At 60.2% G+C, this 19760-nt stretch carries 17 protein-coding genes; 7 read left to right on the top strand and 10 right to left on the bottom strand.

Annotated elements, in window-relative coordinates; all coding sequences use genetic code 11:
- Both gcvP and AC2FNN_RS12460 read left to right on the top strand, forming a co-directional pair.
- A partial coding sequence (gene gcvP / locus AC2FNN_RS12465; protein WP_496758895.1) for an aminomethyl-transferring glycine dehydrogenase occupies positions 1-2294 on the top strand: 2294 nt, incomplete at its 5' end.
- Between the two features lie 104 nt (positions 2295-2398).
- On the top strand, positions 2399-3400 hold the full coding sequence (locus AC2FNN_RS12460; protein ID WP_496758894.1) for a helix-turn-helix domain-containing protein: 1002 nt from the start codon (positions 2399-2401) through the stop codon (positions 3398-3400).
- A gap of 69 nt (positions 3401-3469) precedes the next feature.
- Here AC2FNN_RS12460 and AC2FNN_RS12455 read toward each other — a convergent pair whose 3' ends face one another.
- The 6 genes from AC2FNN_RS12455 to AC2FNN_RS12430 form a co-directional block, all read right to left on the bottom strand.
- Entirely contained in the window at positions 3470-4447 is a 978-nt protein-coding gene (locus AC2FNN_RS12455; protein WP_496758893.1) for an HpcH/HpaI aldolase/citrate lyase family protein, read from the bottom strand.
- An 18-nt stretch (positions 4448-4465) separates the two neighbouring features.
- Entirely contained in the window at positions 4466-5761 is a 1296-nt protein-coding gene (gene glyA, locus AC2FNN_RS12450) for a serine hydroxymethyltransferase (protein WP_496758892.1), read from the bottom strand.
- Between the two features lie 78 nt (positions 5762-5839).
- Positions 5840-6811, bottom strand: coding sequence for a 2-hydroxyacid dehydrogenase (locus AC2FNN_RS12445; RefSeq protein ID WP_496758891.1), 972 nt, complete (start codon positions 6809-6811; stop codon positions 5840-5842).
- Entirely contained in the window at positions 6811-7698 is an 888-nt protein-coding gene (gene sucD, locus AC2FNN_RS12440; RefSeq protein ID WP_496758890.1) for a succinate--CoA ligase subunit alpha, read from the bottom strand. Before sucD ends, AC2FNN_RS12445 begins: the two co-directional genes overlap by 1 nt.
- Positions 7695-8894 (bottom strand): malate--CoA ligase subunit beta, encoded by a 1200-nt coding sequence (locus AC2FNN_RS12435; protein ID WP_496758889.1) that lies wholly within the window; start codon positions 8892-8894, stop codon positions 7695-7697. Before AC2FNN_RS12435 ends, sucD begins: the two co-directional genes overlap by 4 nt.
- Positions 8895-8909: 15 nt before the next feature.
- Positions 8910-10151, bottom strand: a complete 1242-nt coding sequence (locus AC2FNN_RS12430) for a pyridoxal-phosphate-dependent aminotransferase family protein (RefSeq protein WP_496758888.1) — start codon at positions 10149-10151, stop codon at positions 8910-8912.
- A 220-nt stretch (positions 10152-10371) separates the two neighbouring features.
- Here AC2FNN_RS12430 and AC2FNN_RS12425 point away from each other — a divergent pair, with 220 nt between their 5' ends.
- From AC2FNN_RS12425 to AC2FNN_RS12405, 5 genes are all read left to right on the top strand, one after another.
- Positions 10372-11001: a response regulator transcription factor gene (locus AC2FNN_RS12425; protein WP_496758887.1), complete on the top strand. Its 630-nt coding sequence runs from the start codon at positions 10372-10374 to the stop codon at positions 10999-11001.
- 22 nt (positions 11002-11023) lie between these two features.
- Complete coding sequence (locus tag AC2FNN_RS12420; protein ID WP_496758886.1) at positions 11024-11869, top strand: Rossmann-like and DUF2520 domain-containing protein; 846 nt, start codon at positions 11024-11026, stop codon at positions 11867-11869.
- Positions 11870-12046: 177 nt separating this feature from the next.
- Positions 12047-15760, top strand: a complete 3714-nt coding sequence (locus AC2FNN_RS12415; RefSeq protein ID WP_496758885.1) for a hypothetical protein — start codon at positions 12047-12049, stop codon at positions 15758-15760.
- Positions 15753-16751 (top strand): hypothetical protein, encoded by a 999-nt coding sequence (locus AC2FNN_RS12410; protein WP_496758884.1) that lies wholly within the window; start codon positions 15753-15755, stop codon positions 16749-16751. The genes AC2FNN_RS12415 and AC2FNN_RS12410 overlap by 8 nt, the downstream gene beginning before the upstream one ends.
- A 76-nt stretch (positions 16752-16827) precedes the next feature.
- Positions 16828-17040 carry a hypothetical protein gene (locus AC2FNN_RS12405; RefSeq protein WP_496758883.1) on the top strand — a complete coding sequence of 71 codons (213 nt, stop codon included), beginning with the start codon at positions 16828-16830 and terminating at the stop codon, positions 17038-17040.
- A gap of 104 nt (positions 17041-17144) precedes the next feature.
- Here the strand turns inward: AC2FNN_RS12405 and AC2FNN_RS12400 are convergent, their stop codons facing one another.
- From AC2FNN_RS12400 to cbiM, 4 genes are read right to left on the bottom strand one after another with little or no spacing between them, the layout of a single operon-like run.
- The gene (locus tag AC2FNN_RS12400) at positions 17145-17795 is read right to left on the bottom strand and encodes an energy-coupling factor ABC transporter ATP-binding protein (protein ID WP_496758882.1); all 651 of its coding nucleotides are present in this window, start codon (positions 17793-17795) and stop codon (positions 17145-17147) included.
- Complete coding sequence (gene cbiQ / locus AC2FNN_RS12395; protein WP_257601327.1) at positions 17792-18571, bottom strand: cobalt ECF transporter T component CbiQ; 780 nt, start codon at positions 18569-18571, stop codon at positions 17792-17794. Before cbiQ ends, AC2FNN_RS12400 begins: the two co-directional genes overlap by 4 nt.
- Positions 18571-19146, bottom strand: a complete 576-nt coding sequence (locus tag AC2FNN_RS12390) for a NikL family nickel/cobalt ECF transporter subunit (protein WP_496758881.1) — start codon at positions 19144-19146, stop codon at positions 18571-18573. The genes cbiQ and AC2FNN_RS12390 overlap by 1 nt, the downstream gene beginning before the upstream one ends.
- The gene (gene cbiM / locus AC2FNN_RS12385) at positions 19143-19754 is read right to left on the bottom strand and encodes a cobalt transporter CbiM (RefSeq protein ID WP_170347453.1); all 612 of its coding nucleotides are present in this window, start codon (positions 19752-19754) and stop codon (positions 19143-19145) included. The genes AC2FNN_RS12390 and cbiM overlap by 4 nt, the downstream gene beginning before the upstream one ends.
- Positions 19755-19760 lie beyond the last annotated feature (6 nt).

Below are 19760 nucleotides of genomic sequence, written 5' to 3'. Positions count from 1 at the left end.
AAACCCGCGCCGAGCCGCTGGGCATCGACGTGCAAGTCGCCGATCCCGATACGCTGGATGCAGGTTCCGTCTTTGGCGCGATCTTCCAGTACCCGGGCACCCACGGCCATGTGCGCGACTTCACGAACGAGATCGCGGCCCTGCATGAACATAAAGCCATCGCTATCGTGGCGGCCGACATCCTGTCGCTGGCGCTGCTGAAGTCACCGGGCGAGATGGGCGCGGATATCGCCATCGGCTCGACCCAGCGCTTTGGCGTTCCGATGGGCTATGGCGGCCCGCACGCCGCTTACATGGCGACCACCGACAAGCTGAAGCGATCCATGCCGGGCCGGATCATCGGCGTGTCCATCGACAGCCGTGGCAACAAGGCCTACCGCCTGTCGCTGCAGACGCGTGAGCAGCACATCCGCCGTGAGAAAGCCAACTCGAACGTCTGCACCGCGCAGGCGCTGCTGGCGGTGATTGCCTCGATGTATGCGGTCTATCACGGCCCCGACGGCATCAAGGCCATCGCGCAATCGGTGCACCGCAAGACCTCGCGCCTGGCCGCCGGTCTGGAAGAGGCGGGCTTTGCGGTTGAACCCGAAGTGTTCTTCGACACCATCACGGTCGAGGTCGGACACCTGCAGAACGTGGTGATGGAGGCCGCCGTGGCCCGCGGTGTGAACCTGCGCAAGGTCGGCGATACGAAAGTGGGCATCAGCCTGGACGAACAGACCCGGCCCGAGACCATCGAGGCGGTCTGGGGTGCCTTCGGCATCGACAAGAAGGATGACAGCAAGAAGAACCGCGCATATCGTCTGCCGGACTACGCGCTGCGCGAAAGCGCCTATCTGACCCACCCGATCTTCCACCAGAACCGGGCCGAGGCCGAGATCACGCGCTATATGCGCCGTCTGGCCGACCGCGACCTGGCGCTGGACCGGGCGATGATCCCGCTGGGCTCCTGCACCATGAAGCTGAACGCCACGATCGAGATGATCCCGGTCACCTGGCCCGAGTTCGGCAACCTGCACCCGTTTGTTCCGCAGGATCAGGCGCAGGGCTATCACGAGATGATCGCCGATCTGAACGACAAGCTGTGCCAGATCACCGGCTATGACGCGATCAGCCAGCAGCCCAACTCGGGCGCGCAGGGCGAATATGCGGGGCTTCTGACCATCCGCAATTATCACTTTGCGCGCGGCGAAGGGCACCGCAATGTCTGCCTGATCCCAACCTCGGCCCATGGCACCAACCCGGCCTCGGCCCAGATGGTGGGCTGGCAGGTTGTGCCAGTGCAGGCGGATGAGAAGGGCAACATTGATCTGAACGACTTCCGCGCCAAGGCGGAAAAGCACTCCGATCATCTGGCCGCCTGCATGATCACCTACCCGTCCACCCATGGCGTGTTCGAGACCACCGTGCAGGAGGTCTGCCAGATCACCCATGATCACGGCGGTCAGGTCTATATCGACGGCGCCAATATGAACGCCATGGTCGGTCTGTCGCGTCCGGGAGACATTGGCGGCGATGTCAGCCACCTGAACCTGCACAAGACCTTCTGCATCCCGCATGGCGGCGGCGGCCCCGGCATGGGTCCGATCGGCGTCAAGGCGCATCTGGCCGAGCACCTGCCGGGCCACCCGGAATACGGCACCGCCGTGGGGCCGGTCTCGGCGGCGCCGTTCGGGTCTCCGTCGATCCTTCCCGTCTCATGGGCCTATGTGCTGCTGATGGGCGGCGCGGGTCTGACGCAGGCGACCAAGGTGGCGATCCTGAACGCCAACTACATCGCAGCGCGGCTGAAGGATGCCTACCCGATCCTCTACACATCGGAAACGGGCCGGGTGGCGCATGAATGCATCCTCGACACAAGACCGCTGGACGCCGAGGCGCATGTCACCGTCGACGACATCGCCAAGCGCCTGGTCGATTCAGGCTTCCACGCCCCAACGATGAGCTGGCCGGTGGCCGGCACCCTGATGGTGGAACCCACGGAATCGGAACCCATGGCCGAGCTGGACCGCTTCTGCGACGCCATGCTCTCGATCCGGTCCGAGGCGCAGGACATCATCGACGGCAAGATCGATGCGGAGAACAACCCGCTGAAAAACGCCCCCCACACGGTGCGCGATCTGGTCGGCGACTGGGACCGCCCCTACACCCGCGAACAGGCCTGCTTCCCGCCGGGTTCCATGGGCGTCGACAAATACTGGTCCCCCGTCAACCGCGTCGACAACGCATATGGCGACAGAAACCTCGTCTGCACATGCCCCCCAATGGAGGCGTATGAGGAAGCCGCGGAATAGGTAACCGGGCGTAGCAATCCGCGTTTTGCCCTGGCGGATTGAAATCCGAAAAAGAGGGCAGCGTCCTGCGAGGCGCTGCCTCTCGTCAATTCGATGGAGGAACAATGAAACACTATGTCCTCGCAAATGATCGCGCCCACCTGGCAAAGACAGGGCCAGAGGTGCCCGAAAGATTAAAATACATCGATGTTATCCTCAGCGACACACGGGCGCTGGCATCGGCTGAAATCGTCGTCGAGTTCTATCACGCTCTGAACAGCCTGGTCGAAAACTGCTCTTACGTCGTCAATCTCCGGGTGTCCGGAAATGACTCGGTCGGCGGGCCTCTTTATTGGGCAGGTCGGACGGCAATTTTCTGGGGCGACCTGGAGAACAACTGGGACGTTTCCGGTCCGCGCAGAAGCTGGATTTCGCAAGTTCTCAACCTGTCTTCAAGGACCGTTCTGGTCGGCGGAGCTGTCCTGTTGCTGGTGCAACTGGGCAGAGCGGGCCGAAACATTGTTGCGGTTCATCCGAACTTTGCCGCAGCCGCGCTGGAAAGCGGATTGGAAAGCTGCGGCGCGGCAACCCATCTGGCCCCCGACGGGCACCCCCACAGCGCGAACAGCAGGCTGAGCGCGTTGCGGTTGTTGTCCGAGTTTGTGTCCATGGATCACGGAGAGCATATAGCGGACGCATTGCGCAGCTATATCGGTCTGACCGAACCCACGCAAAAACACGAAAGCAGGTTGGCCGCCCGGTTGGTGCACAGGGCAAAAGGCGATCTTCTGGTGGTGCGTACTTTGGATGCGATGCAGGAGAACATCGAAGATCCTCTGACGATCTCCGATCTTTCCCGTTTGCTCAAAACCTCGACGCGGCAGCTGCAACGGCGGTTCCTGAGCAAAACCGGTGCAAAGCTTCTTTCCACGTACAAAGAGCTTCGTCTGGAACGGGCGCAGAACCTGTTGCAGTTCACGAACATGTCGCAGATCGAAATCTCGGCGGCCACTGGTTTTTCATCGACCGTCGCTTTGAAACGTGCGTTTCAACGCTGCTACAAAACCAGCCCGGATGATGTGCGAGACCGTCGCTTCATGGGGTCGATGGCGCCGGAAAGATCCTAGCAATTTTTCGGCTTGCGCAACGGGCAATGACATCGCGTGGGCAATTTGCCCACGCAACTCTGGTTTGGTTCACGCCGCAGCAATCTGGCTTGCCTTTTCCACCAGCACTTCGGCCTGACGGATCGAGGCGTAATCAATCAGTCGACCGTCCAGCGAAACAGCGCCTTTTCCGTCTGCCTCGGCCTCTGCCATGGCAACAAGAATGCGCTGCGCCTTGTTGACCTCGGCGTCGGACGGCGACATCACCTCGTTGGCAAGTGCGATCTGGCTTGGATGAATGGCCCATTTGCCCTCGCAGCCCAGAACGGCGGCACGTTTTGCGGCAGCCTTGTAACCGTCCGGGTCCTGAAAATCGCCAAAAGGCCCATCAATCGGACGCAGCCCGTTGGCGCGCGCCGCAACCACCATGCGGGCCAGTGCATAATGCCACATGTCACCCCAATGGGTCTGGCGACCGCCCTCGAGGTCTGCATCGGTCAAAACGGAATAGTCCGGGTTCACACCACCGATGATCGTGGTGCGCGCACGGGTCGAGGCCGCATAGTCAGCCACACCGAAGTGCAAGCTTTCATTGCGCTTAGATGCTGCCGCAATCTCACTGACATTCTGCATGCCAAGCGCGGTTTCGATGATGTGTTCGAACCCGATCCGTTTTTTGTAACCCTTGGCGTCTTCGATCTGGGTCACCAGCATATCGATGGCATAGACATCCGCAGCAGTTCCGACCTTGGGGATCATGATCAGGTCCAGCCGCTGGCCCGCTTGTTCGACAACATCCACGACGTCCCGATACATGTAATGGGTGTCCAGACCATTGATCCGGACCGACATGGTCTTGTTGCCCCAGTCGATATCGTTCAGCGCCTGAATGATGTTCCTGCGGGCCTGTTCCTTTTCATCCGGTGCAACCGCGTCTTCCAGATCAAGGAAAATGACGTCCACATCGGATTTGGCTGCCTTTTCAAACATTCCGGGTTGGCTGCCGGGCACGGCCAATTCACTTCGGTTCAGGCGGGCTGGGGCTTGGTCAATGGAATGAAAGCTCATGGATTCGGGTCCTTCGTCTTACAGGTTCGGATAGATCGGGAATTTGGCGCAGAGGTCTGCGACTTCGGCCTTGACCTTGGCTTCCACCGCGCCGTTGCCGTCTTCGCCATTGGCGGCCAGGCCGTCGACGACCTCGATGATCCAGTCGGCGATCTGGCGGAATTCGACCTCGCCGAAGCCGCGGGTGGTGCCGGCGGGTGAGCCCAGACGGATGCCCGACGTGATGGTCGGCTTTTCGGGATCAAACGGCACGCCGTTCTTGTTGCAGGTGATATGCGCCCGGCCCAGGGCCTTCTCGGTGGCGTTGCCCTTGACACCCTTGGGGCGCAGGTCGACCAGCACCACATGCGTGTCGGTGCCGTGGGTCACCGTGTCCAGACCGCCCTTGATCAGCTGATCCGACAGCGCCTGCGCGTTGGTGATCACCTGCTTGACATAGTCCTTGAAGGCCGGTTGCAGCGCCTCGCCAAAGGCCACGGCCTTGGCGGCAATCACATGCATCAGCGGGCCGCCCTGAATGCCGGGGAAAATCGCCGAATTCACTTTCTTGGCGATATCTTCATCATTGGTCAGGATCATGCCGCCACGCGGACCGCGCAGGGTCTTGTGTGTGGTGGTGGTCGCCACATGCGCATGCGGGAACGGGCTGGGATGTTCGCCTGCTGCCACCAGACCGGCGAAATGCGCCATGTCCACATGCAGATAGGCACCGACCATGTCGGCGATCTGACGCATGCGGGCAAAGTCGATCTGACGCGGGATGGCCGAGCCACCGGCGATGATCAGCTTGGGCTGGTGCTCTTTCGCCAGCGCTTCGACCTGATCATAGTCCAGCATGTTGTCCTGCTGGCGCACGCCGTATTGCACCGCGTTGAACCACTTGCCCGACTGGTTCGGGCGGGCGCCGTGGGTCAGGTGGCCACCGGCATCCAGGCTCATGCCCAGAATGGTGTCGCCGGGTTTGATCAGCGCCTGAAACACGCCCTGGTTGGCCTGAGAGCCGGAATTGGGCTGCACATTGGCGAATTCACAGCCAAACAGCTGTTTGGCGCGGTCGATGGCCAGGTTTTCGGCGATGTCGACGAACTGGCAGCCGCCATAATAGCGACGGCCGGGATAGCCTTCGGCGTATTTGTTGGTCATCACCGAGCCCTGCGCCTCCATCACGGCGGCAGAGACGATGTTCTCGGACGCGATCAGCTCGATCTCGTCGCGCTGGCGGCCCAGTTCCGACGTGATCGAGCCAAAAAGCTCGGGATCACGATCAGAAAGGGACTGGGTGAAAAATCCGTCTGAACGGTGCGGGGCATTCACTGGTTATATCTCCTTATAGAGGAACGCAACGCAGCCACGGCTGCGTTGGTCGCCATTGCGTGATGTTTGAAGGTGGCCTCAGATCACGCGGTCCCGAGGTTCGCGGCCTTCGAAGAAATCGCTCAGATTGTCGAGAACCCGGAACCCCATCGCCTCGCGCGCTTCGCGGGTCGCGCTGCCCAGATGCGGCAACATGACGAGGTTGTCGCATTGCAACAGGTCCGGGCTGACACGCGGTTCACCATCGAATACATCCAATGCAGCGCCGCCGATCATGTCGAACATCAACGCCTGGATCAGCGCCCATTCGTCGATCACTTCGCCCCGTGCGGTGTTGATCAGGAAAGCGTCAGGCTTCATCAGGCCAAGCCTGCGCGAATTGATCAGATGGCGGTTGGCTGCGCCCCCCGGACAGTGCAGTGAAACGAAGTCACATTGCGGCAGCAGGTCATCGATGGTGTCCACCTGTCTTGCGTTGCATTCGGCGAGAACATAGGGCGATACCGCGCTACGGTTGCAAACCAGCACGTCCATGCCGAACCCGTGATGCGCACGGCGGGCCATCTCCTGTCCGATGCGGCCATATCCGATGATGCCCAGTGTCTTGCCGCTGACCTTGGTTCCGACCAGATGCGTGGGCCGCCATCCTGTCCACTGACCTGCACGCAGCTCGCGTTCGCCCTCACCTGCCCGACGCGCCACCATCAACAGCAACGTCATGGCGATATCGGCGGTGCACTCGGACAGAACGTCGGGCGTGTTGGTCACGGTCATACCCAATTCTCGAGCCGACGGCTCGCAGATATGGCTGTAGCCGACGCCATAATTGGCAAGGATTTTCGTCTGCACACCCGGCACATCCAGCGCCTCGGCGCTCAGCGTATCCGTTACCGTGGGCAGCACGGCGTCATAGGATTTCAACGCCTGCCGGATTTCAGCCGGGGACATGGGTTTGTCGCCGGTGTTCAATACGGTGTTGTAGTGCTCGGCCAGCTGCGCCTCGACGGCAGCGGGCCAGCGACGGGTAACCAGAACCGAAGGTTTGACCATCACGCAGCCTCCATCACGCGGGCGATCGTCTCACCGATCACGGCAGGGTTTTCGGCCACGGTGACACCTGCGGCGGACAGGATCTCGACCTTTTCGCTGGCACTTTCGCCGAAGGCCGAGATGATCGCGCCCGCGTGCCCCATGGTGCGGCCCTTCGGAGCGGTCAGACCCGCGACATAGGCAATCACCGGCTTGGTGATGTGGTCGCGGATGTATTCGGCAGCTTCAGCTTCCTGTGGGCCGCCGATCTCGCCGATCATGGCGATGACATGGGTGTCCTCGTCCCCTTCGAACCGCTGCAGGATGTCCTTGAAGGATGACCCGTTGATCGGGTCGCCACCAATCCCGACACTGGTCGAGACACCGATGCCGCGTTCTTTCAGCTGCGCCGCAGCCTCATAGCCCAGCGTGCCCGAGCGGCCGATGATGCCGACATGGCCGGGCAGATAGATGTGACCCGGCATGATGCCCAGCAACGCCTTTCCGGGCGAGATCGTACCGGCACAGTTCGGCCCGGTCAGCACCATGCGTTTCTCTTTCGGATAGCGGTACATGTACCGTTTCACCCGGATCATGTCCTGCGCCGGAATCCCGTCGGTGATGCAGACGCAGTAGCGGATACCGGCATCTGCTGCTTCCATGATTGAATCAGCCGCAAATGGCGGGGGCACAAAAACAAGGCTGGCATCCGCGCCGGTCGCCTCGACAGCCTGTTTGACGGTGTCAAAGACCGGAACACCTTCGACGGTTTCCCCGCCTTTGCCGGGTACGACGCCGCCCACGACATTGGTGCCATAGTTCAACATGTCCTTGGTATGGAACCGGGCCATGCGGCCGGTGATGCCCTGCACGATGACGCGCGAGTCACGGTCGAGAAGAATGCTCATTTCACAGCCCTCATCTTGGTGCCTTGAGTTAGGTCGTTTTTCCATGCGCCAACAGCGCGTTCTGCCGCCTCCATCAGCGTTGTGGCGCGAATGATCGGCAGGCCGGACTTGGCCAGAATCTTCTGACCCTCTTCGACGTTTGTTCCAGCCAGCCGCACGACGACGGGCAGATCGAGGTCAAGTTCCCGCAGCGCCTGAACGACGCCTTCGGCCACCCAGTCGCAGCGGTTGATACCGGCGAAGATGTTGACCAGAATGGCCTGAACATTGTCGTCCGACAGGACCAGACGAAACGCCTTGGCCACACGTTCGGGCGAGGCCCCACCGCCGATGTCGAGGAAGTTTGCAGGCTCGCCACCGGCCAGCTTGATCGTGTCCATCGTGGCCATCGCCAGACCGGCACCATTGACGATGCAGCCGATATTTCCGTCCAACCCGACATAAGACAGGCCGCGGTCGGCTGCGCGGCTTTCGCGCGGGTCTTCCTGGCTTTTGTCACGCAGTTCAGAGATTTGCGGATGGCGGAACAGGGCGTTGTCGTCAAAGCTCATCTTGGCGTCAAGCGCCAGAACCCGGTCGTCACCCGTGATGACCAGCGGATTGATTTCGACCATCGTTGCGTCAAGATTGCTGAAGGCGGCATAACAGCCCTGCAACGTCCGCACCATTTGCTGGATCAGTTTGGCTTCAACCCCAAGATTGAAGGCGATTTCACGGGCCTGAAACTCCTGAAGCCCGACGGCCGGTTCCACGATGGACCTGACAATGCTGTCGGGGCGGTCGGCCGAGATATCTTCGATCTCCATCCCGCCTTCGGACGAGGCGACGATCATCACCCGCTGGCTGGAGCGATCCAAAACAAAGCCAAGGTAGATTTCCCGGTCAATCGGCACTGCGGCTTCGACGTAGACACGATAGATGCCTTTGCCTTCAGGACCCGTCTGATGCGTCACCAGTTTGCGACCGAACAGATCATCGCAAGCCTTGTAGATTTCGTTTTCGCTGTTGCAGAGCTTGACCCCTCCGGCCTTGCCGCGCCCGCCTGCATGGACCTGCGCCTTGACAATCCATTTGTCGCCACCCAGTTCGCGCGCCCGGTAGGCCGCCTGTTCGGGGCTGTAGGCAAGCGCGCCCGCGGGCACCTCGACGCCGAATTTCGAAAGAACTTCTTTCGCCTGGTATTCGTGGATATCCATCTGATGCGCTCCTGTTTACGCAGCTATTGAAGTGCCGTAACGGCTTTCCAGCAGGTCTTCGATTGCGTCCTGATCGACCTCTCCACCCAGCTCACGAATGGCTTCGGCGAACAGGCGCACGATCCGGCTGACGGCCTCGCGATTCAATTGATTTAGGATGCCGATGCGCACCTGCACCGGTTCGCTTAAGGTGGGCCAGATGCCAAAACCGCGGGCGCGGCAGTTCTGCACCAGTTCCATCTCGCGGCCAGAAAGCTCGGAAGGCAGGTTGAGAACGATCAGGCTGGGCATGTCCGAGGTGACCTTGCACCCCATCTCGGTCACCGCGTCGCGAAGAACCTTTTCATGCGTCCGGTAAGACATCGACCGCTTGGCCAGACCTTCCTGCAAGGTCAGGCGCAATGACTCGTGGAACGCCGCAACCGCATATCCGGAATGGGTCCGGTGATAGGTGCCCTTTTCCACGTCCTGCCCATCGACGATGCCCCAGTGGCGGGCCTCGAAGATCGGATTGTGCACATAGGTATAGGCACCCGTGGATTTCAGCGCCTCGATATAGGCATCGGTAAAGCTGACAGGGGCATAGGTCAGCGGCAGGCAGCACAGGCCTTTCTGCGGACAGGATGCCCAACCCGCGACACCCGGAAAGTCATCGATCGAAAAGTCTTCGACACCCAGTGACGAGACCGCATCGATCAGCCCCATGGCACCATGACGTTCACATGCGTCCGAGAAACCGCGCAGATCGTTCACCCTGCCCGATCCGGTTTCCCAATGCGCCATAAAGGCCCATTTCGGCTTGTGTTCGGCCAGAGTGGCTTCCACCAGTTCAGTCGTCACCGGCTGGCCATGCGGAACCTCGACCACCGTGACACTCGCCGCCTGTGGGTCAAGCGGGCTGGCCGCGTGCTCGGCGGGCGTTGCCGCCTTGATCCGCAGCGTCAGCGCGTCGATCCCCGAGAATGTGCCGTTGGTGAAGGCAACAACCTTGTCACCGGGCATGACGGCCGAAAACATGGTGTCCAGAGCGCTCCAGCCGGTACCGGCGACAGCGAACGTATAAGCGTTCCGGGTGCCCCAGATTTCACGCAGCATGTGCTTGCATTCGATCATGCCCCTTAGGACATCGCCCTGCATGTGATCGGCGACACCTGCGCCGGCGAAGGCTTTCAGGACACGCACATCCGTATTGCCCGGCCCCGGCCCTGCGGCAAGGGTCTCGGGAATTTCGAGCGGAGGGAAAATCTGAAAGGTCATGGTCTGACATCCTCGGCTGTTGGCCGGGCATTGCGGCCTGATGGTTCAAGATACCGATCAGAAAACGCGAGCTTGCCGGATGGCGCAACGTAACTTACTACTGCTTTTGGATGGCTAATAGTGTGGGTAATTTCCTACCCGTTTTGGCAAAAATACGACGGTATACCAAAATCTTCCCCACCCTTTTGGGTAGTATTTTGTAAAATATGGGCAAAATCATATGGTTGAGACATCGGGCAAACCCATCGACATCATGCTTGCGGACAGCAACCCGCTGGTTCTGTCGGCCATGTCGGAAATTTTCGAACGTGATCCCCGATTCTCTCTGGTCGCCACGTCAGCCACGGCAGAAGGGTTTCTGGGAACGGTGATGCGGATACCCGTTCAGGTCGGTGTCGTGGACTGGACGCTTCCGGCCCTGGGCGCCGCCAAACTGATCGAGGTGCTGCGCGATCAGGCCGATGCGCCGCGCTTTGTCATCTATGGCGATGCCTCTGGGGATGTCCCGCGATTGGCGATGCAGGCGGGCGCCGCTGGATTTGCTGCCCGCTCGGGCGAGGTCGAAGGCCTTCTTGAGACCTGTGCCGAAGTGGCAGCAGGCAAGATGGTGTTTCCGTTCATCGACGTCAGGAAGATGAAACAGGATCCGATTCAAAGCCTGTCGCGCAAGGAACGCGCCATTTTGGAGGCTTTGGCGCAAGGCATGTCGAACCGGGAACTGTCCAAGGAACTTCAGATATCCACCAACACGGTCAAGTTCCACCTGTCAAATATCTATGAGAAGCTGAACGTCAAAAACAGAACTCAAGCCATTGCGTTTTTCTATTCGTCCCACCGTGGGGCGGACTAGATGACAAGAACAGAGAGCCCAGATGACTGAAATCACAATCAACGTTGTCGGTGCCGGGCGGGTCGGCAAAACGCTGATCCGCCTACTGGATGGCACTGATGGCTGCCGTATCCAGGATATTCTGAGCACATCCTTTCAGTCTGCAAGTGAAGCCGCCCAATTGTCCAAAACCGGGCGCGTTGCAGCAAGCTATGCAGATTTGCGGCCAGCTGATCTGTGGATCATATCAGTACCTGACACGCAAATTTCTGCGGTGGCCCACGAATTGAAACAGGCGCTCGAGAACCAAGAAGAAACCGGGAAGCCTTCAGTGGCGTTCCATTGCAGCGGCTATTTTCCTGCCGAGCAACTGGCGCCATTGCGAAGCCTCTCATGGTCTCTGGCCAGCGTTCATCCCGTCCTGTCCTTCGCCGATCCACAGGCCGCTGCCGCGCAATTCAAAGAAGCGCTGTGCGGGTTGGAAGGCGACGAAGACGCCACAGCATTCATTCAGCCGCTTCTGGAAGGGTTGGGAGCTACCTGTTTCCCCATCCGGTCTGAAAGCAAAAGCCTGTATCATGCAGCCGCTGTGATATCGAACAACTTCGCCGTTGTCTTGCAGGCCATCGCCCGCGAGGCGTGGGCCGAGGCGGGTGTGCCGGACGAAACTGCCCGCAAGCTCAACGCTGGATTGTTGAGCAGCACAGTCGAAAACGTCGACCTTCTCGGCCCGCAGGCTGCCCTGACCGGTCCGGCGGCAAGAGGGGACGCAGAGGTCGTTGCCCAGCAGGGCGCGGATGTAGCGGCGTGGCACCGCGATGCAGGTGAAATTTACAAGCAAATGAGCCTGCTGGCGCAGAAGCTGAAGGCAACCGGTTTCACGAAGTAATCACCAAATCCTTTGCTGCATGGCATTTTGGAACCTGCGTTCGAAACGCATCGCGCAAAAGCCGGGCCCGGGCGTTTCTTTTGCGAATCCCTGAAACATGTTACGTTGGGTCAACTTTCGAGATTTGATTTTTCCCGGCACTCAGTTTCTTGCAGCGCTTTCCTACGAGGTGACTTCATGTCCGACTCCAGCAGTGAGCCCCCGCGCATTACGCTGTCCCTTCCGACCTCTCGACCCAATCCCACGATCTCGGCGGAACTCTCAGGATCGGCCGGTTTTACGGCTGACAGCATTGACGATCTCAGGCGCGTCGAAGCCGAGAAGCTCAAGGCGCTGCGCCGTGGTGTCGGCATTGACCTGTCTGCCGAGGTGATCAACGATCTGGTCGATCAGCGCGTGCAGGCCACTGGTGCAGTCTTTCGTCAGCTCGAAACCATTCGCAAGGATCTGGCCGACGGGTTTCTGGGCGCTGTCGTCCCAACCCTTGCCCCGAAACTGCGCGGAGAACTGATCAATCCCGACGGCACCCCTGCCGAGCGGGTAATCGTTGAAGCGCTGCGCCCAACCTTTACCGCCAGTGAAGGCATCGACAACGCGGATTTTTCCTGGGCTGTAAAAGCCGCCGTTACCGATGCCCGGGGCCTGTTTTCGCTTGATCTGCCCAATCTGCGCTTGCCGCAAAATGGCCTCAGATTGCGGATCCGCGGACAGAACACCACTCTGACAGAGGCAGTGCCGCGCATTGATGCATTGGATGGCGAATTGGGCCTCGTGGTGCTGGATCGCACTGTCCTCCCTTTACAGCGCTCGATCCTGGGTGAGCTTGCCGATATTCTGCCGGTAGATCCCGAGGATGCGGAAGAAAACATATCCGACTTCGCCGGCACGCAGGCACCTATCGTGCTGGGCGAAGGTGATTGCGCTTCGGAATACCGAACCGAAGGAGGCACGGTTTCGCGGCGGCGTTATTCGGTTCTTTATCGGCTGATTGACCCGCTTGTCGGGCCGAAGAACATCGTTCGCACCCGTCCTGTTGGCGGCAATCGCTTTGTCACGACAATTCCGGGCGGCACCTTTGCACAGGCCAATCTTTCTGCCGAAACATTGTTGAGCGCATTCAACAATGACGGCGGAGACTGGGATTTCCGCGATCGGATACCGATTGACGAACCCATTGATATCGAGGATTTTTTCGAAGACTTGGAACAGCGCCCGCAGGATGTGCCAAAAGCTTCCAGCCTGGCGCTTGGCTATATCGCCAAGATGCGTTCAACCGCCGTTCACGCCGGGATGTCATTGGGGCGTCTGGTCTATTCCCTGCCGCTTGCCCCGGGCGAGGAACAACGGATCGTTGTGTCGGAACAGCGCGAAACCCTGACCGTGCGCGAACGCGAAAGCCTGACCTTCGAGGAACAACAGGAATTCGAAGAGGCGCGCGATACCTCTTTCGACAGCACATTCGAAACCGCATTGGACGAAGTGATCCGTGGAACATCCTCTTTCTCGACCAAGGCGTCCACAAAAAGCTTCGGGGGCGCCGGCGGCATTGGTGGCGGCCTGTTCGGCGGCATCGGGGCCATAGTGGGTGGGGTCGGTTTCAGCGGCGCCCGTTCCAGCTCCAACTCGTCAGGCAGTTCGTCCAACACGCAGAACACGTCACGCGATTTTCTGTCGGACACGCACGAGACATTCTCGGCCGCGTTGGAACGGGCCGCTTCGGTCAAGCGCAGTTCCGCTCGGACCAGTGTACGCACGGCGACGGCAAGTGACCGGCGTACGGCGACGACCAAGTTTGTGGCCAACCGTAACCATTGCCACGCGATGACCATGCAATGGTTCGAGGTGCTGCGCGATTTTTCCTTGGAAACGCGCATCGAAGGCGTTCAGTTAGTGGTCTTCGTACCGATGCAGCTCATCCGTTTCCGCCGCTTGGGTCAAGGCGACCAGTTGCCGGGCAATGTCACGCGGTCCGGATTGTTGAGCCGATACAAAGTGATCCTGCGCCACGCAGACGTTTTCCGCCGCGTGTTCCGAAACCGCCGCAGATTCCGCACGGCGCTGAAACTGCTCGAGGAGTTTTATGCGGACAAGGACGCGACACCTCAGAATGCTCCGGGTGTCGCGCAGGACATCGTCAGCTTCGAGGCTCAGGGCACTTTCATGCCCAATGATGACATATCCGCGGTGATCTTCACGCAGGATGGAGACCGTGTTGGGCCAGTGCCCCTGACCGGATCGCCGATCGACATCGACAACCTGCATGACTTGCCTGCCGAGACACGCGAAAACCTGCTGGTTCGGCTGGCTGACGCACGCCGTGATCCAACCAACCGGCGGACTTATACCGGATCCGTGGCTTTGCCCCGCTCGGTCGAACGTTCTGACATCGCCCGCGTCGAGTTGCGCAGGCGGACGGGCTCTTTTGCCTATTCATTCTATACCGGCCCGGACCCGATCAACATCTTCAACATTTGGGAGCATATCTCGAATCTGGAAGATGCGGATGATCTGGATCGCGCCACGCGCAACATCAACCGGAGCCTTCACACGACGATTTCAGGTTCGGATTTCGACGATCTGGTCGGCGCGCCGATGATCAGCGAGTTCGAAGCGCGCATGAATGAGGACGCACAGACCATCGTTGACGACAACACATTCCAGGCTTTGCCTGCGACCCTGCCCTATTCCGTACAGGAAGTGCCGGACGTTCTGTCACGCCGGGATCTGCGCCGCATCGAAGAAATGTACCAGCATGTTGTAGCCAACACCGTTCGCTATTCCCGCGTGATCTGGGCCAGCATGACGGACGAAGAACGTGCGATCCTGCTGGAGCGTTTCACCATCGGGGTACCGGAAGGCGGGCTGGACGATGCCTCAAGCGAGATATCGCTGCTCAGCACCGTTCAGAATAAGGTGCTTGGGTTCTATGGCAATGCCATGATCATGCCCTTCTCGATCCCGCCCGATCTGGCCGACCGGATGGAGATGCGGACCGGTGATATTCAGGACAGTCTTCTGGCCTTCCACCGCGAGGATTTCCGGCCACCGCGCCGCACGATCTCGCTGCCGACCAGGGGCCTGTTGGGCGAGGCTGTACTGGGTCGCTGCAATTCCTGCGAGATGATCGACCACCGCCGCTTCTGGAACTGGCAGGACAGCCCGACACCGCCGCCGGTTGGCGACGCGCCGGTCCTGCCTGCTGACAGTGACGCCATCTTTGGTACCCGTGCGCCGTCAGACCTGCCGAACAACCAGCCTTCGAACACGCTGACCATTGCAGGAGGCGACATTGGCACCGGCCAGGCTGTGCCCACGTCGCAACTGGCCGAAATCCTCAAGGCTGCGCCCGATCTTGCGCGGGCGGGAACTGATCTGACAGGCCTGAAGGAGTTGCAGGCGCAACTGGCGCTTGAAACGCAATCGGTCGCCGCCGGTCGGGACAAGGCCATCGACACGGCGACGGATCTGACCAAGGAGCTGGTTGGAAAGGCCACGGAACTTGCGGGTAAAGGTCAGGAAATCGCTGCCGCCCGCAAAGAGGAAGAAGCCAAGAAGGCCGCCGCTGACAAGAAGGCATTTGACGCCAGCAATGCCGCCAAGATCAAGGGGTTTGAGGATATTGCCAAGAACGCCTCGGGTGTTTCCACGCTGATCGGCGGGCAACCGGATGGCAACCAGGCCGGTTTCGTTCAAAACCTGTTCAAGGATTTCCCCGGCGGGGCTGCGGCTTTGGCCAACCCGTCCAACACGCTGCTTCTGGCCAAGCTTTTCGGGGCCTTCACCAAGGCAAATGCGGATGCTGATGACGGCAGCGCGACCAAGGCCGGCAGCCAGTCGGTGCTGGATTTCCTCAATGGCCTGAACGCTCCTGCGGAGGATGACAATGAGTGACACGAGCACAAATGTGACGGACAAACCGGGAATTGATGAAAGCCTTGCCGAGGCGATCATCAACATTCTTGAAACGACCAACTCTCCGGCGATCCAGCGCGCCCGTGAGGTGATTGCCCATAGGCTGGCCATTGCGGGCGATATTGCCCCTTCGCGCATCCCTGCGCCGCGCAACATCACCGAGATCGGCGGCTATATCAATCTGCTGAGCGAGTATGGTGAGGCCGAACAGCGCGCACGCATGATCGCGGCTGCTTTGGGTATTGCAGGACCGCAGATTTCGCTGCCGCAGCCGGGTGCCGTTCCGCCGATGTCTTTCATCACTCGCGACGGTGCAAGGCCCGTTGGTCCGCAGCAGGCCAGTTTCCCGCTGAGCTTCACGATCCGCAGTGATTTCGTTCCGGCCTTCGACAATGCGTTGCAGGAGATCGCGATACGTGGCGGCGCGGTGCCGATCCTGACACCTGTCAGGGTCCTGCCGACCGCCGGATCAGGCCTCGTGACCGACGGCATCTCGCAGCTGGCTTTGATCGGCCGGACACTCAGCCTGGCACCAACCGCGGTGCTGCATGCCGTGGCCACCGACCCCCTGTCGCTCAGCCGTCCGACGGCTGGTGGCGGGTTCGAGGTTATGGTTCGGGTCATCGACGCCGCCGCTCCGATCGCCGGAACCATCGCGGCGGCGGACTGGACAAGTTGGGAATGCGATGCCACTGCCTGTACCGAGGTCGACAGCAATGATGCGCGCTTTGCGCTCACGCCGCTGCTGAACGCCGCCGGGTGGCACCAGCCCGCTGATCCTGGCAATCCGACCAGTCTGTCGAACCCCGGAACCTGGGCAGAATGGCGCAATATCACCGGGCTTGTGCCGGGCGTCACACGGTTTGCGGATGAGCTGCATCTGCTTTATTCCGCCGAAATGCTCGTTACCTCGCCGGTCTTCAATCAACTGGACAATGTCTGGACAGGAAGCGAGTTCGCCACGCCATAGCACGGCTGTACGAAGCGCATGAAAGTGATTTGGCAATGCGCCCTTCATGGGGTTCAATGCATTCAGGAGGTCGGCCATGCGCAACCCCGAGCGTTTCGAAAAATTCTATTTCGCCAAAGTCGGCATGGGCGAAGCCTGTGGCTGTGCCGAGCGGATAATCGACGTGTTCGAATTCAACCGCAAAGGCGGTGCGCAATCCAAGCAACCTGTGAAACAGGTCAGACGCAGACGCGGATCCTTTCGGGCATGGGCGGTCAAATATGGGCTGATGAGCCGCAGGCGCACATAGCCAAGGCCTGACGACGCACTGGGCTTGCTGTCGGATTCATGGCCAGGCTCAGGCGGTGTGATTGCATTTCTGAAACCACCATGTCCGGTTGCCACGAGAACAGGTCAGACCGGCACCAGCTTCCCGTCGCGAAGATCCAGTTCATCGGGCGCCAGTTCCAAGCGGAACGCCGGCGAATGGCTGACAAGCAGAATCGCCTGTGGCAACGCGCGCAGGATTTCCAGCAGGCGCGCTTCGTTTTTCGTATCCAGCGCATTCGTCGGTTCGTCCAGCAACAGCACTTCGGGATCCATCGCCAGAACCGTCGCCAGTGTCACCAGCCGTTTTTCACCGCCTGACAACTTGTGTGTGATGCGGTTCTTCAGGTGTATCAGGTCCAGATCGCCCAGAACTTTGTCGACAATGCCAAGTGCTTCGTCACGGGTCCTGCCCAGATTGAGCGGCCCAAAGGCGATGTCTTCGGCGACGGTCGGGCAGAACAGCTGATCGTCCGCATCCTGAAATACAAGCCCCACCCGGCGGCGCACTTCGTGGAAATCGGCCTCTTCCACGCGTTTCTGACCAAAAACGGTGACGGTGCCAGAACTCGGGCGCTGCAACCCAAGCGTGATGCGCAGGAGCGTCGATTTTCCCGCACCGTTCGGACCCGTCAGAGACAGGCGCTGCCCGGCATTCAGGCTCAGGCTGGCCCCGTCCAGAACGGGTGGCTGGCCGGGGTAGGAAAAACAGATGTCTTCTAGCGCGATCAGTGTCATGCGAATTCCAGAATGATCAGACCCAGGCAGAGACCGCTGAAACCAGCCGCAAACACAATGTCCGCGCGGGTCAGGGCAAATTCCTGAAGCAACGGCATACGCCCGGAAAACCCCCGGCACTTCATCGCGGCCAGGATGCGTTCCGATCTTTCGATCGCGCGCACAAGCATCATGCCCACAAGGTAGCCAAAGCTGCGATATGTGTGCCAGTTTGTTGCTGGCCGAAAACCGCGCACCTTCATGGCCGCGCGCAAGCGCAGGTATTCTTCCCGCAACACCTCGATATACCGGATCGTGAACATCAGCAGGTAAACCAACTTTTCCGGGCACCGCAGACGATGCAAGGCGTGACCCAGAGTGACTGGCTCCATCGTGCCGACCAAAACCATCAGGGACAGGATCACGGCATTGGCGGTCAAAGCAATCTCGACCGCTTTCCAGAAACCCTGCCAGCTTGCGGGGAATCCCCAAAGCGTGAACATCGGGGCTCCGGGCATGGAAAAGGGCAGCAGGACCAGCATGAACAGGATGAACCCATCCATCATGGCCATTCGCTTCAACGTCTTTCGCCACGGCAGACGGGAAACTATCAGAAGCGAAAGCGACACTGTCAGCGCCACGCAAAGCGCGCCGAGGGATGACAGCGCCACGGTCACGACAGCAAAAGCAACCGCCATGACGATACGCATCCGGGGATCCAGCTGGCTGATCAGACCGTCCGGCCCGTCACCGGCTTCGGCCAGTGTTTTTTCTTGGTGCCCCAGAACGTGTGCCATCAGGACGCCAGCTTGCGGCGGGCCGCCATGTAAAAGCCCAGACCGAACAGACCAACGATGTAGCCGAGCCCGCCAAGGATGGTTTGCAGGTCATTCTGTTCGCGATAGGCCGCAATCTCGCGCCTGAGCGGGCGCAATTCATCACGCACGGCTTTAGCGATAACCTGCTGTTCTTCGACGCTGAGAGAAGCCGCCGAACCGCTGGCCGGTGTCAAAGCAGCCGAAGACGAGTTTCCGGTTTCTGCCACGGCAACACCCAGAACCCGCGCGACATCTTCGGCAGACATCGTGACTTCGGCCACATGCCCGGCGCCAAGGTCGGCAAAGAAGGTGTGCGCCACGGCCGAGGTCGGCGTGTAGACAAAGAAACCGTCCGCATCCGTGACCGATCGACCCAGCTCGGCCCCGTCCGGGCCGGTGACAATGACCTCGGTCCCGCTTGCCATATCACCGTTGGAAAAGCCGATCTCGCCCTCGATCACGTCTCCCGACTCGAAAACGCCGGCTATGACCTTGTGCGCCAGGGCAGGCACGGGCGCACAGCACACAGCCAGTATGACAACCAGATGCTTCATGTGGTTGCTCCTCTGAAAAACAACTCGGGCTTGACCTTGCGCGCCAACAAGACGGCGAACCCGGTCAAAATCGCCTCGATGGCCATGACTGGAATATGGGCGAAGAAAACAAGCTTGGCAGCGGGCAGGAACTCATCCCCCGACAGCGCCAGGGAAATCGCGACCATGCCGGTTGTCGCCGCAATTGCAAATGCGCCGCCGACACCACCCCAAATCGCACCATGCAAAGGTGTCCCGCGCGCGATCAGACGACCGAACAGCATTCCGGCCACCACCGCGGGCAGGGCGATATTGACGGTGTTGATCCCCAGCACCGTCAACCCGCCAAAGCCGAAAAAGACCGCCTGTAACAAAAGCCCGACGAACAAAGCCGGGAATGCGGCCCAACCAAGCAGCAGCCCGGCCATGCCGTTGAGGATCAAATGGACCGACGACGGACCAATGGGTACGTGGATCAACGATGCTACGAAGAAACTGGCTGACAGCACACCGGCAGTGGGGATGCGATCAAGATCCAGAGACCTGAGACCCATGGCGATCCCACCCGCGGCCGCTATGGCGCCGCCAACAACAACCGGGTTGGAAAGGGCTCCGTCGACGATGTGCATTCGGGG

It is taken from the genome of Ruegeria sp. BHSA118, from assembly GCF_059613405.1.
The sequence above is the reverse complement of the archived record's forward strand: the minus strand, read 5'-3'. Positions and strand labels throughout refer to the sequence as shown.